The organism is Pseudomonas brassicacearum (genome assembly GCF_009601685.2).
Taxonomy (GTDB): domain Bacteria; phylum Pseudomonadota; class Gammaproteobacteria; order Pseudomonadales; family Pseudomonadaceae; genus Aquipseudomonas; species Aquipseudomonas kilonensis_B.
In genome coordinates this window covers 1,340,400-1,362,584 of sequence record NZ_CP045701.2, presented here as the reverse complement: position 1 = coordinate 1,362,584, position 22,185 = coordinate 1,340,400, and the positions used below count along the sequence as shown (strand labels likewise).

The 22,185-nt window shown below is 61.5% G+C and carries 27 protein-coding genes; all 27 read right to left on the bottom strand.

The window, feature by feature from the left end; translation table 11 throughout:
• Nucleotides 1-5: 5 nt before the first annotated feature.
• A complete protein-coding gene (locus tag GFU70_RS05850; protein ID WP_058543737.1) occupies nucleotides 6-515 on the bottom strand; it encodes a hypothetical protein in 510 nt (169 codons plus the stop codon).
• Nucleotides 512-1,666 (bottom strand): phage tail protein, encoded by a 1,155-nt coding sequence (locus tag GFU70_RS05845; protein WP_153387726.1) that lies wholly within the window; start codon nucleotides 1,664-1,666, stop codon nucleotides 512-514. Before GFU70_RS05845 ends, GFU70_RS05850 begins: the two co-directional genes overlap by 4 nt.
• An 11-nt stretch (nucleotides 1,667-1,677) precedes the next feature.
• Complete coding sequence (locus tag GFU70_RS05840; protein WP_024617650.1) at nucleotides 1,678-2,277, bottom strand: YmfQ family protein; 600 nt, start codon at nucleotides 2,275-2,277, stop codon at nucleotides 1,678-1,680.
• Nucleotides 2,265-3,305, bottom strand: a complete 1,041-nt coding sequence (locus GFU70_RS05835) for a baseplate J/gp47 family protein (RefSeq protein WP_058543735.1) — start codon at nucleotides 3,303-3,305, stop codon at nucleotides 2,265-2,267. The genes GFU70_RS05840 and GFU70_RS05835 overlap by 13 nt, the downstream gene beginning before the upstream one ends.
• On the bottom strand, nucleotides 3,295-3,693 hold the full coding sequence (locus GFU70_RS05830; protein ID WP_153387725.1) for a phage GP46 family protein: 399 nt from the start codon (nucleotides 3,691-3,693) through the stop codon (nucleotides 3,295-3,297). Before GFU70_RS05830 ends, GFU70_RS05835 begins: the two co-directional genes overlap by 11 nt.
• Nucleotides 3,693-4,202 carry a phage baseplate assembly protein V gene (locus GFU70_RS05825; protein WP_058543733.1) on the bottom strand — a complete coding sequence of 170 codons (510 nt, stop codon included), beginning with the start codon at nucleotides 4,200-4,202 and terminating at the stop codon, nucleotides 3,693-3,695. The genes GFU70_RS05830 and GFU70_RS05825 overlap by 1 nt, the downstream gene beginning before the upstream one ends.
• A gap of 130 nt (nucleotides 4,203-4,332) precedes the next feature.
• A complete protein-coding gene (locus GFU70_RS05820) occupies nucleotides 4,333-5,373 on the bottom strand; it encodes a phage baseplate assembly protein (protein ID WP_058543732.1) in 1,041 nt (346 codons plus the stop codon).
• A gap of 3 nt (nucleotides 5,374-5,376) precedes the next feature.
• Nucleotides 5,377-6,615: a DNA circularization protein gene (locus GFU70_RS05815; protein WP_116643057.1), complete on the bottom strand. Its 1,239-nt coding sequence runs from the start codon at nucleotides 6,613-6,615 to the stop codon at nucleotides 5,377-5,379.
• Nucleotides 6,602-8,176, bottom strand: a complete 1,575-nt coding sequence (locus GFU70_RS05810; RefSeq protein WP_153387724.1) for a phage tail protein — start codon at nucleotides 8,174-8,176, stop codon at nucleotides 6,602-6,604. Before GFU70_RS05810 ends, GFU70_RS05815 begins: the two co-directional genes overlap by 14 nt.
• Before the next feature lie 130 nt (nucleotides 8,177-8,306).
• Nucleotides 8,307-8,603: a phage tail assembly protein gene (locus GFU70_RS05805; protein ID WP_003198316.1), complete on the bottom strand. Its 297-nt coding sequence runs from the start codon at nucleotides 8,601-8,603 to the stop codon at nucleotides 8,307-8,309.
• Nucleotides 8,600-8,947: a phage tail tube protein gene (locus tag GFU70_RS05800; protein WP_003198314.1), complete on the bottom strand. Its 348-nt coding sequence runs from the start codon at nucleotides 8,945-8,947 to the stop codon at nucleotides 8,600-8,602. Before GFU70_RS05800 ends, GFU70_RS05805 begins: the two co-directional genes overlap by 4 nt.
• 66 nt (nucleotides 8,948-9,013) lie before the next feature.
• Complete coding sequence (locus tag GFU70_RS05795; RefSeq protein ID WP_116643060.1) at nucleotides 9,014-10,510, bottom strand: phage tail sheath subtilisin-like domain-containing protein; 1,497 nt, start codon at nucleotides 10,508-10,510, stop codon at nucleotides 9,014-9,016.
• Nucleotides 10,510-10,692, bottom strand: a complete 183-nt coding sequence (locus GFU70_RS05790) for a DUF2635 domain-containing protein (protein ID WP_003198311.1) — start codon at nucleotides 10,690-10,692, stop codon at nucleotides 10,510-10,512. The genes GFU70_RS05795 and GFU70_RS05790 overlap by 1 nt, the downstream gene beginning before the upstream one ends.
• Nucleotides 10,689-11,273, bottom strand: a complete 585-nt coding sequence (locus tag GFU70_RS05785; RefSeq protein ID WP_153387723.1) for a hypothetical protein — start codon at nucleotides 11,271-11,273, stop codon at nucleotides 10,689-10,691. Before GFU70_RS05785 ends, GFU70_RS05790 begins: the two co-directional genes overlap by 4 nt.
• A 137-nt stretch (nucleotides 11,274-11,410) precedes the next feature.
• On the bottom strand, nucleotides 11,411-12,427 hold the full coding sequence (locus GFU70_RS05780; RefSeq protein WP_153387722.1) for a contractile injection system protein, VgrG/Pvc8 family: 1,017 nt from the start codon (nucleotides 12,425-12,427) through the stop codon (nucleotides 11,411-11,413).
• 9 nt (nucleotides 12,428-12,436) lie between these two features.
• Nucleotides 12,437-12,649, bottom strand: a complete 213-nt coding sequence (locus GFU70_RS05775) for a tail protein X (RefSeq protein ID WP_058542798.1) — start codon at nucleotides 12,647-12,649, stop codon at nucleotides 12,437-12,439.
• On the bottom strand, nucleotides 12,642-13,025 hold the full coding sequence (locus GFU70_RS05770; protein WP_038857206.1) for a phage tail protein: 384 nt from the start codon (nucleotides 13,023-13,025) through the stop codon (nucleotides 12,642-12,644). The genes GFU70_RS05775 and GFU70_RS05770 overlap by 8 nt, the downstream gene beginning before the upstream one ends.
• Nucleotides 13,025-15,076, bottom strand: a complete 2,052-nt coding sequence (locus GFU70_RS05765; protein ID WP_153387721.1) for a phage tail tape measure protein — start codon at nucleotides 15,074-15,076, stop codon at nucleotides 13,025-13,027. Before GFU70_RS05765 ends, GFU70_RS05770 begins: the two co-directional genes overlap by 1 nt.
• 128 nt (nucleotides 15,077-15,204) lie before the next feature.
• Complete coding sequence (locus GFU70_RS05760) at nucleotides 15,205-15,771, bottom strand: phage tail assembly protein (RefSeq protein ID WP_058542796.1); 567 nt, start codon at nucleotides 15,769-15,771, stop codon at nucleotides 15,205-15,207.
• A 139-nt stretch (nucleotides 15,772-15,910) separates the two neighbouring features.
• A complete protein-coding gene (locus GFU70_RS05755; protein WP_058542795.1) occupies nucleotides 15,911-16,417 on the bottom strand; it encodes a phage major tail tube protein in 507 nt (168 codons plus the stop codon).
• On the bottom strand, nucleotides 16,417-17,583 hold the full coding sequence (locus tag GFU70_RS05750) for a hypothetical protein (RefSeq protein ID WP_058542794.1): 1,167 nt from the start codon (nucleotides 17,581-17,583) through the stop codon (nucleotides 16,417-16,419). Before GFU70_RS05750 ends, GFU70_RS05755 begins: the two co-directional genes overlap by 1 nt.
• 2 nt (nucleotides 17,584-17,585) lie before the next feature.
• Nucleotides 17,586-17,795 (bottom strand): hypothetical protein, encoded by a 210-nt coding sequence (locus tag GFU70_RS05745; protein ID WP_153387720.1) that lies wholly within the window; start codon nucleotides 17,793-17,795, stop codon nucleotides 17,586-17,588.
• 101 nt (nucleotides 17,796-17,896) lie between these two features.
• Nucleotides 17,897-18,319, bottom strand: a complete 423-nt coding sequence (locus GFU70_RS05740; protein ID WP_193034277.1) for a phage tail protein — start codon at nucleotides 18,317-18,319, stop codon at nucleotides 17,897-17,899.
• An 8-nt stretch (nucleotides 18,320-18,327) separates the two neighbouring features.
• Entirely contained in the window at nucleotides 18,328-20,217 is a 1,890-nt protein-coding gene (locus tag GFU70_RS28660; RefSeq protein ID WP_226921044.1) for a phage tail protein, read from the bottom strand.
• Nucleotides 20,218-20,853, bottom strand: a complete 636-nt coding sequence (locus GFU70_RS05730) for a phage tail protein I (protein ID WP_153387719.1) — start codon at nucleotides 20,851-20,853, stop codon at nucleotides 20,218-20,220.
• Nucleotides 20,850-21,845, bottom strand: a complete 996-nt coding sequence (locus tag GFU70_RS05725) for a baseplate J/gp47 family protein (protein ID WP_058542516.1) — start codon at nucleotides 21,843-21,845, stop codon at nucleotides 20,850-20,852. Before GFU70_RS05725 ends, GFU70_RS05730 begins: the two co-directional genes overlap by 4 nt.
• Nucleotides 21,842-22,174, bottom strand: coding sequence for a phage baseplate protein (locus GFU70_RS05720; protein WP_116643071.1), 333 nt, complete (start codon nucleotides 22,172-22,174; stop codon nucleotides 21,842-21,844). Before GFU70_RS05720 ends, GFU70_RS05725 begins: the two co-directional genes overlap by 4 nt.
• Nucleotides 22,175-22,185: the final 11 nt, after the last annotated feature.

The following is a 22,185-nucleotide window of genomic DNA, read 5'->3' as shown; positions in this document are numbered from 1 at the left end:
GGGACTCAAGCGTGAAGAGGTAGCGCCCGGAGGGCTGCGAGCACGTCATCAGCGGTTTGAGTCGCAAGATCCGCCTTGCCTTTGGCGATGTGCGCACGAATCTGTGTCTTGGCCTTGAGGCGCAGTTCGCGAAGCGCCAGCAGGTTTGCTTCAAACTCGGCGGCCTTGGCGAGAATCTGATCCGCCGCCTGCCTGGCTGTGCGCCCTTTGACAACCCACGCCGAAACGGCCAGTGGAACGGCTTTTTTCGGGTAGCCCTGATCCTTGAAGGCCTGCGCCTCCAGGGCGGCTTGTTGGTATTCCAGGGCACGTAGTGGGTCACCGGCCAACGTACGACGGACGCTGTCGGCAGCGGCATCGACCTTGGTGCACAAGCGTTCGGCTTCCTGGCGCAACAGCTCAGCAGCATTCTCTTCTGTGAGGACCCATGTACCGTCCTCCCAGGTATGGGCGGAAGAAGGTGAAGGCGGGCGAAGTCCATCTTCGTACTGGTGCAGTTCTTGAATGACTTTCATCGGATCAGCTCCCAGGACAGGTGAACATTGATCGCATTGGTAAAGTTGACGGCGATACCCACGCTGTAGTCAGTCAGAGCCTGGTGCCCCTTGATACCCATGCTCAGCAACAGTTCATCACTCTCAGCATTGGTCGACCCCAATGTGTGCTCCGCCTGAAAGCACTGCCAAAGCGAGCGAGATTGAGAATGATCAAAACTGGCTGTGACAGTAGAAACCGTTACGTCGTTGACAACGTTATTAGAGAACAGCACACACATGTATGGGCTGCTCCAGCCCCCCGCTTGGTTACCGATACTTTGTAAGGCGGGCGACAGGTAGCTGTAGTTGCCCCCAACCCACCCGGTCTGAACAAACGCCAGCGAAGTCACGGCACTCGGAGAGGGTGTTGGATTGCCCGCCACAAGCCGCGCCGCACGCGCATGCGGATCCAGCGGTAGATAAACCACCCCCGTGCCATTCACAGTTTGGGTCCAGGTCAATTGAGCACGGTTGTAGATCGTTCGAATCGTCGGCAAGGAGCCCGGCGCCCCGGTCGTCACCCAGGCCAGGCATATGTCCAGGGGAGTGGACGCAAAGCCGCCGCCGGACGCTCCGTTGACAGTCCCCTTCAAGGATTCCGGCGAGAGGTCATACAGGCTTCCACGCTGCATATAGAACGTCAGCGCGCCGCCTATGACCTGCGCTCTAAGAAAATAGCTGGCGCTGGGCAACAAATCGGCGCTGCTCCAGGCCGTCGTCACGTAAGTACGCGATCGCCCCAACCGCCCACTCACTACCTCCTGTCCAATGCTGATGTACACACCCGCCGGAATCGAGACGCGACCGCCGCTGGTTGATAGTGGCGTTGAAGTGACTGCCAAACGGGCGTCTGCCGTTGCAATCGTTGGCAACGGCAAAGCGGCGATCGGAAGCGCGAGATCCTGGTTCCAGCCCTTGGCGCTGACAGACTGAATGGCCTCGAGCAGTTGATCGTTTTGAGTTTCATCTGGCGTCAGATTCCCCGCCTTGATGACATTCACAATCTCTTGCGTGACTCCATTTCCCCAAGCTGCCGGAATCAACGACCCCGGCGTCCCGGTCAGTGGATTTTCATCCACGAACTTCCCATTCACCAAGCCGGCGCTGGGCACACTCTTCGGATAATCCATCCGTTTACTCCCTAGTCATAATTGATGTGAACCTTGGTATGCGCCGGCGCACTGCGATGAATCAGGCACTCCAGAGCCGACCCCGGATTGACGCCAAACCGCTCCCCCCAATAGCTCGCACCGAAACGCCGCCCCAGCAGCAACCGGCCGCCGGTGTTGAGGGTCCACATGAACTGCGCCTGCCAGGTGCCAAAGTGAGCCTCGCCGAACCGTGCGCGGCCCATGCGCGGCGCCTTGAGTTCGGTGATGGTGGCGTTGGGATAGCCCTGGCTCTTGGCGATTTCCACGTAATAGGCAATGGCCTGGCTGCCCACTGCCAACAACCGTCGACGCACCGCCAAGCGACGATCGTCATACAACGGCGTAGCCCCCAAACACGGATCAGGCAGGTTCATCACCCGCTCCCAATCCGGCACCAGCTCACTCACGCCCGCCGGGTCCATCTCATTGAGCAAGTCGGCGGCACGGGCGTCGAGGCGAGCCAGTTCCTGGGCGATGCCTTGCAGCACTTCGTCCAGTTCCGGCACGCGCTCCGGGTCCCACGCCGGACCGCTGGGCAGCAGGCTGCGCAGTTGGGCCTGGTACTGTTCAGCGGTTCTTATGCCTGCCATACGCAGCCTCCGAACGTCAGCAACTGATTGCTGGCCGCCACCACATCGGCGCTCGGCGCAGTGAGCTTGTGGTCGGTTTCGCCCGTGGCGCTGCTGATGGCTTCGGCGATGTGGGTCAGCAGCAGGGTTTCGCCGAGGCCGGCTTCGCGGTTGTGCAGGTCGCGCAGTTGCGCCTCGATGGCCGCACGCACGGCGCTGGTATCCGGGGTGATGCGCAGCCGGTAGGTCACCGGCACCTGCGTCGGCGCCAGTACGTGCAGCTCGGCGGTCACCGGACGCAAGGGCTCGATGTAGGTCCGCACCTCTTCCAATTGCTCGGCGTTGGGGATCGGTTGAGGATCGTCGTCCCGCATCACGAAAAGGCCGACAGTGCCCGGTCCCAGGTAGCTGCCACGACACCACGCGCGGGTAATGCCAGGGCACTCCAGGGCCCAGGTTTCATAGTCCTGGGCCGAGCCACCGTGGGGGATGATGCGGTAGGAGCGGATCACCCGCGCTCGCAGGGATTCGAGGCTTTCCCGAGCAACGCCGCCAGTCAGCCCCGGCGCCAGCACCGTGAAGCTGCTGCCAATGCCGAGGATCGGTTGGACTGGCGTCAACACCAGGCCGGCGTCGGCGTTGCCCAGGCTGCCGGCGTCCAACGCGGCGATGGCGGCGGTGTTCAGGCCATTGCTGGTGGTGCGGGCGGTGGTCACTTTGAATGTGCGGCCATCGGTGGATTGCAACAGCGTGTCGACATCCAGTACCGCGCCAGCGGTGGCAGTGAAACTGACACTGCCGCTGGCCACTTGAGCCGCTTTGCGCGCCTGGTTCAGGCGCAGGGCAGCGATGCGTTCCAGGGTGGATTCATCGGCCTTGTCCGGCAGGATCTGCTCGGCGATCCAGTCCAGGTAGCCATACAGGCCATAGGCAGCGCCACCGAGGGTGCGGGCCAGCACTTGGGCATCGGACTGGCGCAGCGAATCGCTGGCCAGGTCGCTTTGGGCGCGCTTGATCAGCACCGGCAGCGAAGGGGTTTCAAACGGCATAGGTCACCTGCCAACAGTTATCGGGGTTGATGTCCAGGCGCTCGCCGTCGGCCAGGGTCAGGACCGTGCGCAGGTTCAGGCGCTGGGCGTCGAGGCGTTCGCTGATGATGTCGATGGCCTTGCAATGGCCGTCGTCGATCAGCCATTGCAAGGCTTCGCGGGCATAAAATTCGGCGTCGATCTGGGTCTGGCGAGTCAACTTGACCCGTCGCAACAGCCACAGCCGCGAGCCGATGCGGTCGTCGGCCACGGTCGGAAAGGTGTCGCCCCACCAGCCGAAACGTTCCTCGTCATCGACGGCATCGTCATCGGCAGCGCGGCGCCAGGTGAACAGGCTGATCAGCACCGAGCGCGTCAGCGCGGCGTGCAAGTTCTGGCTGATGAACATCACTGGCCTCCCGCTGGTGCACCGGTCTGGCCGTTGCCGGCCTGTACACCGACATGCACGTGTTTGATCTGGCTGATGCCACTGGCGATCTGGTCGCCCTGGGAAACGATCTTGCCGGTGTGGTTGATGACCGGGCTGTCAATGTTTACCGCGCTGCTGGCGCGGATGTTCAGGGTCGCGGTCTGGATGTCGATGACACGACCACGCTTGAAGTGGAGCTTGTCGCCTTCGTCGGTGTAGAGCGCCACTTCGCCAGGGGCCAGGGCCTGGAGGCGGAAGCGGCGATCGGCGACCACCAGGACCACGGCATGGGAACGGTCACCCCCCAGGAACGTGGCAATGCCCTCGGCACCGGCCAACGGGTTGCTGGTGAAGCCGTAGGGTTCGAAGTGCTCCATGTCGTCGTTCACTTCGCCAGCGGTGAGGCGCATTTGCAGCGACTGCAGCTTGGTGGCCGAATTGGCGAGCACGACAGTGCCGCGCGCCAGAAGGCGGGTCAGTAGGCTCATTGAAGTTTCCTTGAGAATCGTGGACTTGAACGCGGTGTTCGGATCTACATCTCTATTGGCTGGGCTGTCGTCATCGCGAGCAAGCTCGCTCCCACAGGGGGTCGGTGGTGAGCAGGCATCGGCGCCGGGCTCAGGTTTTGGGCGGCACCGGGTTCGCGTCAAAGGTATGCGGCGGTGCGACTTGCAGGGTGGTGACGGAGCCTTGTGCCGACAGCGAGTACGTGACTTTGGAAATCAGCATGTCACCGTCGAACCCCAGCACCGGATCGATCACCCGTACCAAGGTGTTGTGCCGCCACAAGTCGCCATTGGCCTGGCGCCAGCCCTGCACGCGGTAAGTGGTGGTCAGGGCCTTGCCGGTGCGGATGGCGCTTTCCCAATCGGCCCGTTGCTGGGCCAGTTCGAAGGTCAACTGCGCGCTCTCGCTGATCACCGTCACCCGCTTGCGCTTGAAGCTCAAGTCGGCGGCGGAGCCAGAGACTTCGCTCACCGCCGCCCCGCTCTGCTGATCACTGCCCTTGTGCTGGCCGATGACCCGGTATTCAGAGAACACCTGGCTGTAGTCCATCGGTGCATTGCCCGACAAGATGTTCTTGCCCAACTCCAACGCGTCACTGGCCCGTCCGCCACTGCCGGGTTTGGCCAGTAGCACGCGGCCTTGCGCGTCATCGGTGGAAAACACCCGGAACAACGTCAGCAAACGGTCGATGGATTGAAAGACCGTTTCCCCCGGCACGATGCTGTGTTCGCTCAACCGCGCGGTTTCAGGAATCTCACTGATGACCGCCACGCCGTATTGCGAGGCCAGGGCCTGGACGATGCTCAACACCGTTTGCCCGCGCCATTGAGTCGGACGGTTGATCGCCGCGCAGTCCACCAGATCCTGGGTCTTGGAACCGCCTTCAATGCTCAGGCTGATCTGCCGACCGTCATAGCTGACCGGCGCCTTGAACACATAACCGCTGAGGACCAGGTCGGCACCAATGCGCACTTGGCATTCATCGCCCGGGCGGATCGGCACTGCTTGGGTCTGCCCCGGCCATTGCCAGGTAATGTCGAGTTTGAAGGTGCGAAACTGGCGCTCCAGGTCCGCACTGATTTCCACACTTTTCCAGCCGCCGTAATCCAACCCACCGACGGTAAGCGAGACAGCGTTGTCGAGCTCGTTCATGACTTACTCCCCCGAGACTTTCAGGTCATTGGGCGGCAGGAAACCAGGATGGGCTACGCCGTTACGCTGGGTCACTTCAGTCACCCGGGTGGCATCGGCAAATTGCTGATACGCCACCACCAGCGCCGGCAGGCTTTGCTTGAACGACAGGTTGATCAGCCTGACACCCGACGACGCCACTGCCGTCAGGTGCGCGGCCATTTGCTGGCGCAGGTTATTCATCGCCTGGTAGTGCTCCGGATCAGCCTTGAGGGAAGCCTGCCAGATCGCATCGTTAAGCGCGTCGCGCAGGGCCAACACATCGTCGGCCACCGGTACGTCCCGGCGCTGGACCGGTTGCACGGCCTGTTGCGCCACCGACGGCGTGGCGTCCAACTTGACCACAGGCGCTGCCACCGGCATCGCCGCAATCCATTGCGCGGCCTGCACCAGCAGTGTGTCCTGCACCAGATCGGCCACGGCCTGGGCAGCGGCCGTGGTGTCCTTGCCGGTGGTGAGTTTGGGCGCGTCGGCCTTGCGAATGGCTTCCACCTGTTGCGACACGCTGGCAATCACGCCGCGATAGCCGTCACGGGCAAAGTCCTTCAGCTCGCGGATGTCGCCCAGCAATCCCTTGAACTCGGCCACCACGTCCTTGGGCAACGCTTTCACCGCCTTGACCAGGTCGCTGAGTTGCCGATAGGTCTCGATCAACGGCTTGAGCTCCTGCTCGATCACCGCGTAGACATCCTTGAGGCTGTTGCGCAGGTCCGCGATGCCGATCCGTGCAGCTTTGATCACGGCCATGGCGTCTTCGAAGCGCCGCACCGTCGAACCGAGGAAGCTGTCGGCCGAGACCAGCAGCAGTTTCTGGCTGTTGATCGTGGCCGAGGGAAATTGCAGCGGCTGGTCGGGGTAGAACTTCAGGGCGAACGTCACCAGCCCGCCGTCCTGGCGGGTCTGGGTCATGTCGCATTCGCCGACCTTGACCTGCATGCGTCCCAGCCATGGATGCACCAGCTCGCCGCTGCCCTGTTCCAAAGCCTTGAGCAGCTTGTCACGCTGCTCCAGGCAGTCAGGGCCGACGATGAACGCGGTCAGCTCATGAATCTTCGCCTGCTGGCCAAGCCCTTCGAAAAACGGCTGGTCGCGTTGGGGATATTCATGCAGCTGGCCCTTGTGGCCGACCGGGGTTTTCGCCTGATCGACCCAGAACCCGACGCCACGAAACGACGCCGGCAACAAACGATCACGCCAGCTCATTGGAACCTCCTGTGGAAAGTGAGCGATAGCCAATGCGCGAACTCACCGCCAGGGCCGGTTGATTGGTCTGTGGCGGATCGGCGCGCAACCCGGCCGGCGCGTTTTCGAAGCGCACGGTCAGGCCGCCTTCGAGTTGCGTGCGGTTGTTGGCGGCGCTTTGTTGCACCAAGGCACTGGAGGTTTGCGGCAACGCACCCGGTGCCAGCGCGGTTTTGGCTGGCACGTTGGCGGACGCCGGCGCCAGGCTCGAAGACAGCCCCGGAGGCTGTTCGCTGGCCCCACCAAAAAACGCCGGCGCCAGCTCACCCTTGCCTTCGGCGTTGGTCTGTCGCTGCGCCTCGGTCAGGCCTTCGACCTTGCCGGTGAACGTGGTGATGAGTTCACCGAAGCCGCCATTGAAAAACGCCTTGATCGGTGCAATCACGCCCTGCAGCTTGTCCCACCACTGGCTGAACCACTCGCCCACCGGCCCCCACTGTTGGGTGAGGCCCTCGATGGGTGACCAGTCGAACAGGCCGCTCAATACCGCCAGCATGATCGACGCCTGGTTGCGCACGCCCTCCCAGATCCCGGCGAAGACTTCTCCGATCGTGCCCCAGTTGGCCATGATCAGTCCCAAGGGCGTCCAATCGAACAGGCCTTTCAGGGCATCCATCACCGGCACGGTCAAGGCCTTGAGCAGATCCCAGATCGCCGCGAATAACCCGGTCAGGGGCGTCCAATTGGCAACGATCAAACCCAGGGGTGACCAGGCGAACAGCGTCTGCATGAAACCGATGACCGGCGTTGCCGCCGCCACGATTACATTCCAGAGCGCGCCAAAAAAGCTGCTGATCGGGCCCCAGTTGCTGATCACCAGCCCCATCGGGGTGAAGGCGAACATCGTCTTGAAGAACTCGACCATCGGCAAGACGATCGGCGCAAGCCGCTGCCAGAGTCCGGCGAAGAACGCCGAAATCGGCGTCCAGTAGGCAATGATCATCCCTGCCGCCAAGGCGATGCCCATGGCAATCAAGCCGATTGGATTCATCTTCAAGGCCAGGTTGACCACTTCCATTGCCTGGCTCGCGCCACTGACCGCCGTCTGGATCGCGTTGAACGCCACGACGCTATTCGCCAGGCCCTGTACCAGTTGCGGGTTGTCCTGCAGCACCTGGGCCACGCCGCTGACCATGGGCTGCAAACTGACCGCCACCGCATTGACCGCAGGCCCCAAGGCCGAGCCGAACTGCACCGACACGTTGCTGATGGAAGTCTTCAATCCATCCAGGTTCTGTGCCGCTACACGAGGCGCTTCAGGCGCCTGGACGGCGCTGGCCGCCGAGCTCGCTGCGCCCGCTTCGTCCTTGAAAGCCAGCGCCGACTTGAGCCCGTCCATAAATGGTTGGGCCAGGCCGCCGCTGGGCAGCAGACCGGAAATATCCAGGCTGCCCAGGCCCGTGGCGTCGAGGTTCTGCTTGAAACTCGCGACCTTCGCACGAAGCCCGGCGAGCTTGGGTGACAGCTCATCGATGCCGGTCAGCAGCACCGCTTTTTTCTCTACCGTTTGTGTGTCTGCCATCACTGCACCTGCTGCATCGCATTGATCCGTTGCGCGTGCTCCAGGGATTCGCGGAGCACATCCAGTGGCCTGGCCATCATCTGTTCGGGATCAACCTTCCAGAACCAGGCCAGGTCATAGGCGGCGGCGATCAGGTCGCCGATGGTTGCGACGCCGCACTCATGAAAAAACTCGCGACAGCCCAGCTCAGCGCGTTGAGATCAGCCAGGTCCAACTGGTTGACCGACGACGGCGGGATGCCGGCGCACACCGCGATGTATTTGGCCGCGACGTCCATGTCCAGGCTCACCTCCTCACTCTTGTCGATCTTGTACGGCAGCGCCTTGATCGCCCGGACTTCCTGCACCGTCGGACGGCGCAGGGTCAGTTCGCTCACAGGCTCGCCGTGGGCCTCGATGGCCACGCGCAGCGTCACGACATCGCTCATTGCCAGGTCCCCTTGATGCCTTCGAATTTCAGCTCGATGGTGGCGTCGTCACCCTTGGACACAGGCTCTTCCACCAGGTAGGCGCCGGCCAGCACGTAGACCTTGCCGTTGTTGAATTCGCAGGTGACGGTCATGTCGGTGCCGGCAACCAGTTGCTTGAGCGGGAAGTCCGCGGTGTGCAGCGCCGTCACCTTGAAGGACGGGGCAATGTCGGTTTCCTTGTAGAAACCCGGTACGACGGTTTCGCGTTTGGTGAACATCAGTGGCGCTTCGCAGCCACCGTTGATGGTCAGTTGAGCGCCGTCCACTTTGACGTAGCAGGTGCCCGCAATCAGTTGACCCATGGTGTTTCTCCCTTCAATAAAAAGCCCACGCGAGGTGGGCTGAATTCATGCGATTGAACGCGACCTTCAGGCGGCGGCGTCGTATTGCAGGCGGAACTGGTTGAGCAGCGCGAACACCCGCAGGCCATTGATGTAATCCGGCGGGAACAGCACATTGACCCGGCTCGGGTCCTGACTGTCACGCTCGACAACAAGGTGCTCGGCGAACAGCTCGGCGTTTTCCACGTGGCCTTCCAGTTCGAGCTTGGCGTACTGGGCGATCAACTCACCGCGAATCGTGCTCGGAGTCACGATGGGCTGGCCGGCGCCGAAACGGGTGCCGTCGGCGGCCAGTTTGTGGCGACCGTACTTGCTGGTGATCACGCTTTGCAGGCGACGGACGATGAACGCCGACTGGTGCATGGTTTCGCTGTCCAGGTAGGAGTTGTCAGCCTGGCCGAAGGCATTCTTCTGATACGTGGTGATGGAACGCTGGATGCGCACGTAGCCACCTTCGTAATACGCGGTCGCGATGCCGTAATTGAGCAGCGACTGGCGCTCGGTCAGGGTGAAACGTTCGCTGGCCGGTGCCGGGTCCAGGCCTGGCAAGCTGCCGCTCTGGGTCGGACGGCTGGCGTCGGCGGAGATGAACACCGCCGTGCGCGCAGCCAACGCAGCGGCCTGGACCCAGAACGGTTGCGGTACGCCCAGCTCCAGGGCCTGGATGGTCATGTGCTGGTCGTTGCGCGCCTGACCGGCGGCGACCAGGGTGCCGAGGGTGCCGCGCTTGGCGCTATAGACGTGGCCGAACAACTGCTTGGCCCAGGACCAGCGACCAGTGCTGTCGTCCATGACCGCTTGCCAGGTGTTGAGGCTCGCCACATCGGACCAGGGCATGGCGATGAACTCGAACGGCTCGTCGCCCAGGGCCGCGACCGCAGCGGTCTGGTCCGGCACACCGGCGCCGCCGGTCATCGTGGTGATGGCGGTGGTCAGCCCCGCCGGGGTGTTTTCGCCATTGCTCTTGCCCAGGCGATTGAATTGCAGGCTGATGTCGTTGCCGCTGTCACCGGTCCATTTGGCGCTGAGGGTCACCACACCTTCGGCGGCCGCAGCGGTCACCGGCAGGTCGGCGGCTGCGTTGATTTTCAAGGCCAGCGCAGTGGCGGCCTGCGCCGCCGTGGCACCGTTGACGATGGCGGCCTGGACGCGCACACCGCCGACGTACAGGTTGAGCACACCGCTTTCAGTCGCGGCGCCGGTGAGGGTCAGCACGCCCTGGGCGATGGCGCCTTCGACGTTGTGCAGCGGCAGGCACCAGATTTCACCGAGTGGGTCGGTCTTGCGCCAGGTCTCGTACATCGAGGCGAGCATCGAGCCCTGCCCGCCGATGTTCTTGGCCAGCGCGACGCTGGACACCAGCACCAGTTTGCCGACCTCGGCCGGGGCGACGTTGTCGTTGACCTGGGCGACGATCAACCGGCGCATGGCCGATGACGCGCTATTGGCGGCCGAGTTGTCCATTTCGGCGTAAAACAGCGGTACACGAATGTCCGCGGGAATGTTGCTGAATCCGATCGCCATTATTTGGCTCCCTGTGGTTTTGCCGCTTTCACGGCTTTGGTAGTGATATCGCCATCGGCCAGACGTCGACGCCACCAGGCGTTGTCCGGCACTTCACGGCCTTCGAGGGGCAACAGATCGCCCGCTTCCGGGTCCGGTACGGCACGGCCCGGGGCCGGCAGCACGGTGATGCGTTTGCTCATGGGGTTACGTCTCCAGAGAAAGTCAGTTCCACGCGCCCGTCGGGGCCGGGACGTTTCAGGTTGGGGTCCGCCGGGTCGATGGCATCGACCCGCACGGTGGCCCCGGTAAAGGACGACAAGCCGTCCAGTTCACGCTCGTGCCAGCTTTCGGCAGGCTGGCTCGCCAGATTGCGGCCCAGCTGGAACTCGGCGAAAAAGCGCAGCCGGTACAACACGCGGCTGCTGTTGATGGAAACCAGTTCGCTGCCGTCGTATTCAATGCCGGTGTACTCGGCGCCCGGCTTGAACCCCACCAGCGCGCGCCACAGTTCGGCCCGCAGGTCGTGCAACAGATCCAGCGCTTTTGTCGGGTCAGTGGCGTCGAGCACCAGCACGGCATCGAAGCGATCACGTACCGCTTGCAGCGTGACGTTCTGAGCCGCGTTCTTGCTGGCAATGTCGGCGGTTGGCAGGACATAGGCACAGGGTGTTTGCAGCGGGGTCTCGGCTTGCAGCGTGGCGAGGTCGAAGCCTGCGGCCACGCGCTGGGCGAGCGTCGGACATTGCTCACGCAACTGCGTGAGGATCGGTGTGATCTTCATGGGGGGACTCCAGTATCTGAAGGTGCGAGTCAACCCTGTGGGAGCGGGCTTGCTCGCGAAAGCGGTAGGTCAGGCAACTCTGATGTTGGATGTGCTGGCGTCTTCGCGAGCAAGCTCGCTCCCACAGGGGATTGGGGTCAGGCCTTGGCATCCAGGCAGGTTGCATGAATCAAGCAGCGATAGCTTTTTTCCCGATCACCACTGGCGGTGACCTTGTCGATCGACCAGCGACCGCGCATGAAATCCGGCCAGGTCGGGTCCAGCAGTACGATGCCCTCGGCGGAGAGTCCCGGGTTGCCGGGGCATTCGATGCTCACCTTGAGGGCTTCGCGCATCATCCGGCGCACCTCGCCTTCACCGGCGGCGCGGGCATCGTCTGCGCTCTGGAAACGTTGGCGCAGGGTCTTGAACGGCGCGAGGCCGCTCTCCTCGACCTGCAGTTTGCCGGCCGCCGCATCCCACCAACGGGTCTTGCAGCCCTGATATTTCGCCCGGGCGGTTTCATCCAGCTTGGCCGAGGTAAAAGCGTGGTCGCCCGGGCGGTTGTTGGTGGTCACCGAGAGTTTCATCTCGGGCAAGACCTTGCCCGACAATGACTTCGCCTGACCGCGCCGAGCCAGCACATACAACTCGTTGATCGGCTTGGCGACAGCGTCATAACGGTGGGCCAGACGCGTGAGGAAACCCATGTCGGTTTCGTTGGTCTGGTCGACATGCTCGATTTTGATCAGCGACAGGTCCGGCGCCACCCGCGGGGAAAAACCGTGCCTGGAGGTCAATTGCCGAAACAGCGTCCCCAGGGTGGTCGGGCCATAACTGACGGATCGGCGTTGCTTGAACCCGGTCTGGTCCGCGGCACTGAAGGGTGCGGCCATGGCCACCAGCACGAGTTGCAGGGGAAACAGGAACGGCGTGCGCCGGGTGATGACGAACTCGCCTTTATCCACCAGCCCCGACTCCAGATAACCGACCCGCAGGCCAATCTTGCCGCCAAGGCTGGGCAACCCTTCGAGCCCGTCCAGGCTAATGGTGAGCGTCAGCTGATCGGACTCGATGCCCGCCGCGTCGACATGCTCCCACTTGAGCAGGCGTTCGTTGAGCAGTGCAGCGTTCGCACCATAAATTTCCACCGCAGGCGTGAAACCCAGTGACATGTTGCCTCCTTAATCCCAGGCCGAAACCGGTGGGGTTGCCACGGGCTTGAGGTCCACTTCCGGCAAGACCACCCATACGCCTGCAGGCAATACCGGGCCCCATTCAGCCAAGCCCGGATTGAGCAGCCAGAGCGCCTCCTCGACGATATCGTCACAACGCTCAAGCTCGCGGTACAGCAACAGATTCACCGAATCACCGGCGATACTTCGAACCCTACGCATTGGCGAACTCCGTCAATTCAACCACCCAGCCGACCACCATCGCCGTACCGTCATCAATGATCTCGGTCTGGGTTTCCGTCACCTTGTTGATCTGCCACAGGCCCCAGTTGCGGCCGATGCCATCGACCAACGGCACAGGCACGCGCTGCGCCTGCAAGGCGCGCAACTCATCGAGGCGATCCATGGCGGTCGCGTACATCGACTTGCCGGTGATCGTCAGCCCTTGCAGGCCTTGGCCGACCTGGCTGGACTTGGGTTTGCTGGTGAGGATGTCGATGCTCTTCCAGCCACCGTCCGAGGTGCGTACCAGGCTGTGGTACGCAAAGTTTCTCGACAGACCGAAAATGAAACTGCCGAGTGCCATTTGCTGACGCATCACGTACCTCCGTCGGTCAGCGCCGCGTCACTGCGCATGGCGAGTGAGTTGGGCATGGTCGTTAAGCCGAATTGGCCCGAGAGCTGCTGCACGACCAGGTTGGCCAACTGACTCGCGCTGGCCTGGTCCTGGCCGTTGATGTAGATGTTGGCGGTCATGGTGTTCTGTTGCGTGGTTGTCTGGGCGCTAGCCAGGTCTTTAGTCACCGCCTCCGGAGCCATGAGCTGATCGGAAGGAGATGCCAGTTGCTCACCCAACCACGAACCGGCCATGCCACCAACAAGACCGCCGATTGCCGTACCAATACCCGGCAGTAAAAACGACCCGATCGCTGCCCCCACGACCGTTCCGGTCATCTCGCCGACTGCACCTCCAACAGCCTTGTCGTCCCCGTCGCGCAATCCTTTGTATGCATCGTATCCGGCACTAAGCACCATCAGCGGTGCCGCCGCTTTACTGACCAAAGGTTCGGCCTTGGCCACGGCCCCCATCAAACGACTCGCCACGCCTGCAGGTTTGGCTCTGGTTGCACGGTGGTTTCCTTGTTTGCCGTTCTTACCCTTGCGGGCACCCTCATCAACATCGGCAATCACATCCCCCACACTATCGGGCAGGCGCGCGGCCGTCTGATCAAGGACTTTCTTGCCCACTCTCGAAAGCCCCTCCGACAACACGGCGCTGCCAAGCAGGGTCAGTAGAGATCCGACGGCCGCGACTGCAAGCGCAACTCCCGCCGCGGCCTTCGGGGAGTCTTCTGCCAGCGAACTCAAACCTCCCGTCACCGTATCGAGGGAGGCCGTCAAACCGTCATTCACCGGCATTAGCGCATTGCCAACAGCCGAAGACAGACGGGTCTGACTCGCATCATGAGCATTCCACCGTCCTTGTGAGGTCCCCCCAAGCGTTTCAGCGGTTTTGGCTACGGAGCCGTCGTATTTCGGCAACGCCCCGTCGGTGGTCCGCTCGGACACCAGCAGAAACGCCTTCTGGGTGTCTTGCGGTTTTTTCAGCAGCTCAAGAATCGCCGTGTTATCGCCAAACAGAACCTTGGTCAGCGACTGCTGTTCTTCGGCAGGTTTTTTCTTCAGTGCTTCAAGCACCAGATTGATGGTCCCCGGTGCGTCCGTACGAAGGCCGTCGGCTAGCATCGCTGGATTGAATCCGGGGTCCAGCGCCGTCCAAGCCTGACGCTGCTGCGGTGAAGCCGCGTCCCCCTTGGCCAACACCGTGGTGAAACCTTTCAAAGCCTCACCGGCACCAGCCTTGTCCACGCCGCTGTTCAGGAACGCCGCCGCGAGGGCCGCCACTTGCTCCGGGGTCATTCCCGCGGCAATGCCAGCCTCGCCACCGCGTTGCACTACTGAGCCAATATCGGCCGCTTTGACATTCAAGCCGCTGTTGCCAAGGTGGTTGGTCGCATCCGCCAGGCGCAGGCTTTGTGCCCGGTCCAGCTCCAACCCGGTGCGCCAGCCCAACAACATCTCGCTGGCGGCCTTGACATCGAGATTGAACGCCGACGCCATTACCGCGCTATCGCGGGCGAAGTTCAGCAACTCGTCCTGTTTTTTGGCTGGGTCGAGGCCGCTTCCGATACCCGCTTTAGCCGCTGCCAGTTCGACCTGAGTCAACTGCACGGCAGTCGCCCCACTGGGGGCCACCTGCCTTTCGCTGGCCATCTTCAGATTGGCAATCGCCATGCCGGAGAGCTGATCCTTGCTCAGGTTCGCCACCAGATTGAGCTCAACCATCGCCAACTCCAGGGCCATGGAAGACTTGCGTCGATCAGGTGGTACGCTTTGTTCAACCTCGGCCTTTAGCTTGGACTTCGGTTCACTGCCTGAAGCCGCCGTCGAGCCATTTGTCTTGAGCAGCGACTGCTGCTGTGACAGGGCAACGTTCAACAATGTTAGCGTTTCCCGCAGTTTGACCTGCTCCGATACCAGCAGACGGATGTCGAGACTGGCTGTGGTCAATGCAAGGTTCAGACCCGACGTTTCAGATACGCTGCCAATGCTCGCTGCACCGGACAGCGAATACTTGCTGTCTGCCATCCCGCTCTACTCCTGTTTCACGCCAAGGCGAGTGATCGCGATGTCGTATCGGCGCAAGGCCTTGCCGGCGTCCCACTCCAGGATTTCCGCCTCACTTACCGAGTAAATGAGCGGCACCACATCGAGGATCACTTCGATGTCGCGCTCCGAAAGAAGTCCGCCGGTTTGTTTAAAAAATCGTCGATGCGTACCTGCAGTTGTGTCCAGTCGGGCACGGTCAGCCGATCGAGATCGGGAATCATCAGGCCGGTGCAATGGGCGGTGATGAACTCGGCGCGTTCCTTGGCCGTCTTCAGTTTTTTCATCGCCTTGGTGGCACGCAGCACCGGCATTTCCAGGGTCAGCGCAGTCAGGCTACGGCCCGCGACGTCGAGCGGTTGCAGCAGTTGCACTTGGTCGGGATCGGCCTGTGGCTCCTCCAGAAAATACGACGCCGGGCGCGTGGACATTTCGTGCACGTACTGGGCAATGCTGACGTAGTCCGGGCGCTTGAGCTGATCCAGCTCCTTGACCGACAGGCCGGTGGCCAGTTTGGCCAGCTCGAAGAACTGGTCGTCTTCGTCATCACCGGCGCGGGCCAGGGCTTCTTTCTGCGCGGCGTAGAAGAGGGGTTTGAGTGGGAGCTGTTCGATCTGCGAATCGTCGTCACCAATGATCGGCGACAGCAATACGTGAACGGGAGGTGTCCAGGGCATGAAGTGAATTCCTTGATGAACAGGGAGAACGAGCACCCTGTGGGAGCGGGCTTGCTCGCGAAAGCGGTGGGTCAGTCAAATTCATGTTGAAGCTGATGGCCTCTTCGCGAGCAAGCCCGCTCCCACAGGGACTGCACCTTTAAGGCAACAACACCGCACGGCGGGCATCACCGAGAATGTCGACGCCGTTGAGCACGAATTTCTGGGTGCGCACGTCGATGTCGATCACCGGGACGCCGTTTTCCAGGCGGTTGTAGGTGCGGCAGGACAGGTCGAGGATGGTCTTGGGCTTCTCGTTCATTTTCAGGGCGGTTTCCTCAAGGGATTTCAACTTGCCGCCCACCGTGTGGTAGGTGAACCAAGTGTTGCCGTCCTGGTCCTGGCCGGCTTCACGCACGTTCAGCAGAATGTCGTCGCCCACGCTCACGCCCAGCGCCAGCATGACTTCCGGGCCGAGACCTTGCAGCGTCAGCTTGGCCGTCAGCACTTTGCCGCCCTTGGCCATTTCCTCGCCAATGAAACGGCCGCCGCGCATCTCTTCCATTTCGAATTCGATTTTCGGCGGGGTGAAATCTTCCACGGTCGCCGACAACGGCAAGCCTTGCAGGGTGGCCGCGATGGCCTGTCTTACGCGGTTGGTAAACATTAGAGAACGTCCTCCAGGAACTGCTCGATGATTTCATCGCGGGCATTGAGTTGATAAATCATGTGTTCGTTCGGCGCGTAGCGGCCGTAGTCGATGACCACGTACCAGGTGCCGTTCTTGTACTTCTCGACGCTGTTCAATTCCGGGTGCAGGTACACGCTGCCGCCAGGGATGGTTTCGTCGGCGACCAGGGTTTGCAGCCAGTCGTTGATGCGCTTGACCTCCTGGTCCATGAACGACTTGGTCAGGTTCTTGGCCATGGCCTTCTGGCCGGCCTTCACCAGCTTGCGGCTGATGGCATCTTCCAGGCCGACGTAGCTGATGAACTTGCCGGTGATGGAACGGTTGCCCAGCAGCGAGAAGCCGCCGAGGATGGTCCGGGCGTAATAGCTGACGCCGTAGCGGTTGAGCAGATCGCCTTCGGTGGAGGTGTCGAGGATGTTGTATTCGACGGTGCGCGAGACGTCTTCGGCGTAGGTCACCTGGTTGCCCGGGCTCTCCCATTGCTTGACCTTGGCGAGGGCGGCGATGGCCAGGCTCGACGGGGCCAGGAAAACGTTTTTCTTCGCGGCCTTGGAGTACACCGCCGGCATGTTGTGCACCACCAGGCAACGGTCGAACCCGAGGTCCGCGCCGCCCAGTTCCTGGCTGTAGGTCACTTGATCGGCGACCGAGGCGTCCTTGCCATCGAGCACCACACGGGCCTTGATGCGTTTGCCGAACGAAGCGAACTCGCTGGCCACCGCCTTGGTGCCGGTGAAGCCCGGCGCGCCGATGATGGTCAGGTCTTCGGCAACCCCACTCAACGCGGCCAGGCCCAGCTTACGGCCGGTCTGCGCTTCGATACCGCCGATCACATTATTCTGCGTGTCGGCCAGCGTCGCGCCCTCTTCGACGATGACCACGTACACCGGCACCTTGACCACTTTGAGGATCTGGTAGACGGCGTGGAACAACGTCCCCGCCTCGGCTCCACTCGGGTCCAACTGGGCCTGGGTGGTGAAGCTGTTGATGCGGAACGGGGTGTTTTTCGGAATCAGCGCGTTGGCATTCGGCGCGGTGCCGACCAGCCCGATGACGTTGTCCCCCAGGCCACCCATGGCCTCGGGAGATTCAGTGGCATTGACGGTAATGCCGTTGTGCTCGAAGTTCAAAACCTCAGCCATGGTTATTCAGCCTTTTTGGTGGTGGCCTTTTTGGCCGGGGTGGATGCAGAAGCCGGTTCGACGACTTCGGTTTTTTTCAGTGCCAGGCGACCGGCGCTGCGCAAGGCATTGGCCTCGACGTCGAGCAGGTCAAGTTCCTGGCCGACGCTCGACCAGTGACCACCCCCGGTGGGGAATGGGAGGAGCACGGTGTAGGTTTGGCGTGGTGCCATTTGTGTTTCTCCAGATATGAAAAAGCCCCGTGTATGCGGGGCCGTTGTCAGGTTTTTGTGATGTGTTGCGGGAAAGAAAACGCCCCGTCGGTGCGGGGCGTTTATTGAGGGTGTTGCATAGCTAGCCAATCGGGCGCTGGCGGCCGATGGTCAATCAGCGGAAATTCGCCGGCCTCCGGCCAATTGCGCAAGGCACGTCGGTAGGTCTGCAACGCCCCGTATTGATCGGAGGTCAGTGTAGTTACGATACCGTCCTCTATTTCGTCGCGATGGCGTGTAACAACCCCGTCAGTCACTGCGAGCTGCTTGTCTCTCCACGTGCGCTCAACAAGCGCAAGCTCATCCGATGTGGGCAACGGCGGTTCCTGCAACGCTGGACGACCATCAGACCCAAGCACGATGACTTTAGATCCCCTGTCCGGCTCAAAAAGCGCCCCGTGTTCATCATCTGTAATCACAATACCTCCGTTATCAACGCGTTCGAAGGCAAAACGACCATCTTCTTCAATCCATTTAGCGTACATATTTCCCCCTAGTACCCGATCGCCACCCAATTAAAACCACCCGTTGTCACCGCACCGGCATTGCTGATCACACTCGTGAGATATCCCGTGAAGCCCGTACGGGTAGGGTTTCCGATCTGACAAAGTGAAGGGTTTTGTGCTGAAGAGGCACCGCCATAATTGGCTACCACAGCCATGCACGCAGTAGGAAATGCGACGGGAAACGTGATCGACACTACTCCAGCAGTGCCATTGGTCGAGCCGTGCCCGGTTTTACATAGCCACCCGCTGGGTAAAGCCTGGCTGGAGTCATATCCAAGAACTGCGGCAAACATCTTGGAATATTTAGTCAATACGGTCCCCGAAACCACCCTCCATCCACCATGATGGGAAACCAATATGATGCTTTCGAAGACATCAATAGGAACAGCGGAGAGAACAGATAATCCGATAGATATCAGATCGTCCGCAAAGGCTTGCAAATTGAAACTTCCTGCGCCTGCGGAAATAATGATTGATTGGCCGGGTGTTGTCGTTGATAGTTTTGGCAACGTGACATCTAAACCAGCCAACCCAACAGATCCGATAATTAGACATCCAGTATCGTTTACCGTCAGCGCAGTCGACGCAGTAATGATCTTTATGCCCGAATAATTGCCAATTAAGGAGTTGATGGCTGTCGAATCCACAATTTGGGCAGAGCCTGATGCCCACCACCCGCTGGCGCCGTCAGTAGTAAGATCCAGCGTGGAACCCGCGGGCATAACCATCGTCGTCTTAGTAAGACTGCCCGACTTAATGTTGTCTGAACCTGGACAAAGAATGGTTACTACCCCCGTCCCCCGGTTTCGAAGGCTTACCGTTCCGCCTGCACCGCCGCTGTTGGCAGCAGGTAGAGTGACGTTAAACGTCCCAAGGCAGGACACCATAGAACCGAACGCCGTAGAAGCTACCAGCGTCGTATTGGATGTTGCTTTAAGGAATCCTCGATAGTTCCCTTTCGCGCGCTCTACAAACTCGGTAGTGGCCAGCAACTTGCTGCTATCGAAAATCGGTGGCGTATTTGCCGTCGGATTAACCAGCACCGGCGAGTTAATCGCCGCAAACCCTTGCGTCACGTTCTGAAACGCCAACCCCGTAGTGCCCAGCACAATCGCACCATCGGTAATCAACTGCCAGATCGTGTTGGCAAGCGTCGCGCCCTCCTCCACCGAGACAATCAATCCCGAAGTCACTTCGACACTCGCATCGGCATCCTTTGCCCGAACCCAAGCGCCGTTCGCGGCCACGTAAATACCGTTGTCTTTCGCCAAGGTCTGGGACTTGACCAGGACCCGATTCCCGGCGATCACCGCAACACCATCGATCGCCTGCGCGCCACTCAAGACAATGTTGGCTGTCGTCGCCACTCGGACCGACTGCTTCCTGTCGAGCTTGGCAAGCTCATCAGCGACGTAACTTGCAACCCAAGCCCGCGTCGCCTTGACCACCGTGTCATCAATCAGCAGCGTCACCAACTCAGCATTGCTGGTCTCGAAAATCGACCGGATGTAGAACTCTTTGCCCGAGCCGGACGTCGCCAACACCGGCTTGAACGACTCCGGGTATTTGACAATCGCGTACAGAATCCCGGTATCGGTCCAGATCCCGGCCTCACGCACATACCAACCGCCCACGTCGGACGGAATGGTGACCTCGGCCAGCAGCCAGCTCGGGTTGTTTTCATCCTGGAACAGCGCATTGAGCGGCCCGCGCCAGACTTCACGCTTGAGTGCCGTCGCGGTTGCGGCCGGGTTGTATTGCGTGCCGCCGCCGTCACCGACGGAAATCTGCGACAGCTTGATCGGTGTGCCCGCCGCCTTGCAGGCAGTTTCGTAGGCGATCCCCGCATCGGTGAGCAGGGTGTAGTAGTCGGCCATTTAGGACCCCTGTGGATAAATAGTGGAGGTTTCGACGGTGTAGAGCCCGGCGGCCATGAAGGCCTGGCCCGAGGCTTCCAGCCCTTCGATGACAATCGGATAAACCGTGGTCAGCTCGCCGCACAACGTGGCGGCGCCGATGACGTGACGGCCGAATGCACTCAAGCCGACAGACACCCTCAAGGTGTCGCGCTCGCTTTTGGCATCGGCCAGGCGGCGGTCGAGACGGGCGTCGATTTCTTCGCTGTAGGGCTGCTCGGTAAATGCCCTGACGGAAAAACTGTAGGGCGGGCCAGGCGGTGTTTGCTCATACCAGGCGCGCACTTCAGGCATCAGTTGCAAACCTTTGGCGGCATTTTCCAGCGCCTTTCGCGTCCCGGCCTGCCGGGTGGTGGGCCAGGCGAGTTCAACGGTCAGGCGCTTTTCAGCTTCGGGCGCCGCGGAGCTCCACTCGTTGACCCCACGATCCGCCGCGAGATACGGCAGGAACGCCAAGGGCGTGGTCGCAGGGTTCATCAGCTCGGGAAACGGCGGATCGATGCGTTCGAGCAGCCGAGCGAACCCCAGATCCAGTGCCCTTTCCAACGGTGAACTGTTGGCCGGCAGCAAGCTCGGGCGAGGTGTGTCGTCACTCATAACGTATCCACCTCGACCTCGATGCCCGTGCAGTACGGGGCTTGGAAAGCCGTTGTCACAATCGGTGCAAGCGGTTCGAGAATCTGCAGCTGAACCGCGCCGGCGCTGTGCAGCGTGTAGTCGATCCAGCTCGGATCCACCCGCCCTTCCAGGCGATGACACGCCTCGGCGTATGCCTGTAACTGCTGCTCGGCGGCAACCTGGGTCAGCCCTGAATCCGGGCCGGCATTGATCTTCGCCACGACGCGGATTTTGTAGGGTTTGATCTGCGCGGCCTGCACGATGACCAAGTCCGTTTCCGGTCGTACATCAGGCCGGGCGAAATGTTGGCGAACACCGTCGAGCAGTGCCTCGGTCGGCGTGCCGTCGCCGTCACGGGACAGCACCGTGACCGTGACTTCGCCCGGCGCGGTGCGGCGTCCGTTGCCGTCCTTGACCTGCGCCGCATGACCGTCGGGGTCGAAGGTGTAGGTGACGGTCACCACGCCCGCCGAGGCGTTTTCCACCTTCACCGCTGGCCGTTCGCCAAGGGTGAAGATCTCCCGCCGATACTGCATACGCGAGCCTGCCGCCGGGGCATGGGGCGCCAGGTAATAGCGTAACCGGGCATCGTCATCGCTCTCGTAGACCGGAGGAATGGGCGGGAAGGCCGCCGGGTCGCCCGGATCGAGCAACTGGCGTTCAAGGCCCATGTCCGCGAGGCGAGCGTCGAGATTGGTGCCCGTGGCCCACCACGCCAACATCTGCTTGATGCGGGCGTTGTATTTGCGTTCGTGGGTTTGCAGCCGGACACAGAACGCCTCGAGGGCCAGGGTCAGCAGTTCGCTTTCGTTTTCGAGGCTGTCCACCAGCTTCGCCGCGCTGGCGGAAGAGCGTGCGCCGACATACTCGACCACGAAGGTCTTGAACTCTGCGAGCAAGTCCTCGAACGCTTCGACGGTGACGATGGCCGGTTCGGCCAGTTGGTTCTGGCCGGGTATCAGCATGCTCATGTCACCACCTCGAAAGTCTGTTTGCGGTTTTTCCAGGTGCCGGCAAAACGCAACAACAAGCCGGCACCCTGTCGGCTGGCGACAATGACCCCTGGCTCGAAATCATCGATGCCGTTGTCCGGGTTGTAGAACGCTTGGGCCGCGTGGCTCTGGGCAAGGATCAGCAGGTCGTCACCGAGGTTCTGCCCCAGCAGCTGCGTGAGTGCGCAGCCATACAACGGACGCTTCTGGCGAGTGCCCAACGGCGTGGTCAGTGCACGGGTGGCGCGCTGCACAAACTGCAGCCAGTCGTCGACCGTGGCGCCGGTGTTTCGATCGATTCCAATCATGAGGAAATCTC

What these genes read in the sequence shown, in the direction of transcription:
- GFU70_RS05850 (WP_058543737.1), bottom strand. Translation starts at nt 515, where the DNA reads ATGAAAGTCATTCAAGAACTGCACCAGTACGAAGATGGACTTCGCCCG.
- GFU70_RS05845 (WP_153387726.1), bottom strand. Translation starts at nt 1,666, where the DNA reads ATGGATTATCCGAAGAGTGTGCCCAGCGCCGGCTTGGTGAATGGGAAG.
- GFU70_RS05840 (WP_024617650.1), bottom strand. Translation starts at nt 2,277, where the DNA reads ATGGCAGGCATAAGAACCGCTGAACAGTACCAGGCCCAACTGCGCAGC.
- GFU70_RS05835 (WP_058543735.1), bottom strand. Translation starts at nt 3,305, where the DNA reads ATGCCGTTTGAAACCCCTTCGCTGCCGGTGCTGATCAAGCGCGCCCAA.
- GFU70_RS05830 (WP_153387725.1), bottom strand. Translation starts at nt 3,693, where the DNA reads ATGTTCATCAGCCAGAACTTGCACGCCGCGCTGACGCGCTCGGTGCTG.
- GFU70_RS05825 (WP_058543733.1), bottom strand. Translation starts at nt 4,202, where the DNA reads ATGAGCCTACTGACCCGCCTTCTGGCGCGCGGCACTGTCGTGCTCGCC.
- GFU70_RS05820 (WP_058543732.1), bottom strand. Translation starts at nt 5,373, where the DNA reads ATGAACGAGCTCGACAACGCTGTCTCGCTTACCGTCGGTGGGTTGGAT.
- GFU70_RS05815 (WP_116643057.1), bottom strand. Translation starts at nt 6,615, where the DNA reads ATGAGCTGGCGTGATCGTTTGTTGCCGGCGTCGTTTCGTGGCGTCGGG.
- GFU70_RS05810 (WP_153387724.1), bottom strand. Translation starts at nt 8,176, where the DNA reads ATGGCAGACACACAAACGGTAGAGAAAAAAGCGGTGCTGCTGACCGGC.
- GFU70_RS05805 (WP_003198316.1), bottom strand. Translation starts at nt 8,603, where the DNA reads ATGAGCGATGTCGTGACGCTGCGCGTGGCCATCGAGGCCCACGGCGAG.
- GFU70_RS05800 (WP_003198314.1), bottom strand. Translation starts at nt 8,947, where the DNA reads ATGGGTCAACTGATTGCGGGCACCTGCTACGTCAAAGTGGACGGCGCT.
- GFU70_RS05795 (WP_116643060.1), bottom strand. Translation starts at nt 10,510, where the DNA reads ATGGCGATCGGATTCAGCAACATTCCCGCGGACATTCGTGTACCGCTG.
- GFU70_RS05790 (WP_003198311.1), bottom strand. Translation starts at nt 10,692, where the DNA reads ATGAGCAAACGCATCACCGTGCTGCCGGCCCCGGGCCGTGCCGTACCG.
- GFU70_RS05785 (WP_153387723.1), bottom strand. Translation starts at nt 11,273, where the DNA reads ATGAAGATCACACCGATCCTCACGCAGTTGCGTGAGCAATGTCCGACG.
- GFU70_RS05780 (WP_153387722.1), bottom strand. Translation starts at nt 12,427, where the DNA reads ATGTCACTGGGTTTCACGCCTGCGGTGGAAATTTATGGTGCGAACGCT.
- GFU70_RS05775 (WP_058542798.1), bottom strand. Translation starts at nt 12,649, where the DNA reads ATGCGTAGGGTTCGAAGTATCGCCGGTGATTCGGTGAATCTGTTGCTG.
- GFU70_RS05770 (WP_038857206.1), bottom strand. Translation starts at nt 13,025, where the DNA reads ATGCGTCAGCAAATGGCACTCGGCAGTTTCATTTTCGGTCTGTCGAGA.
- GFU70_RS05765 (WP_153387721.1), bottom strand. Translation starts at nt 15,076, where the DNA reads ATGGCAGACAGCAAGTATTCGCTGTCCGGTGCAGCGAGCATTGGCAGC.
- GFU70_RS05760 (WP_058542796.1), bottom strand. Translation starts at nt 15,771, where the DNA reads ATGCCCTGGACACCTCCCGTTCACGTATTGCTGTCGCCGATCATTGGT.
- GFU70_RS05755 (WP_058542795.1), bottom strand. Translation starts at nt 16,417, where the DNA reads ATGTTTACCAACCGCGTAAGACAGGCCATCGCGGCCACCCTGCAAGGC.
- GFU70_RS05750 (WP_058542794.1), bottom strand. Translation starts at nt 17,583, where the DNA reads ATGGCTGAGGTTTTGAACTTCGAGCACAACGGCATTACCGTCAATGCC.
- GFU70_RS05745 (WP_153387720.1), bottom strand. Translation starts at nt 17,795, where the DNA reads ATGGCACCACGCCAAACCTACACCGTGCTCCTCCCATTCCCCACCGGG.
- GFU70_RS05740 (WP_193034277.1), bottom strand. Translation starts at nt 18,319, where the DNA reads ATGTACGCTAAATGGATTGAAGAAGATGGTCGTTTTGCCTTCGAACGC.
- GFU70_RS28660 (WP_226921044.1), bottom strand. Translation starts at nt 20,217, where the DNA reads ATGGCCGACTACTACACCCTGCTCACCGATGCGGGGATCGCCTACGAA.
- GFU70_RS05730 (WP_153387719.1), bottom strand. Translation starts at nt 20,853, where the DNA reads ATGAGTGACGACACACCTCGCCCGAGCTTGCTGCCGGCCAACAGTTCA.
- GFU70_RS05725 (WP_058542516.1), bottom strand. Translation starts at nt 21,845, where the DNA reads ATGAGCATGCTGATACCCGGCCAGAACCAACTGGCCGAACCGGCCATC.
- GFU70_RS05720 (WP_116643071.1), bottom strand. Translation starts at nt 22,174, where the DNA reads ATGATTGGAATCGATCGAAACACCGGCGCCACGGTCGACGACTGGCTG.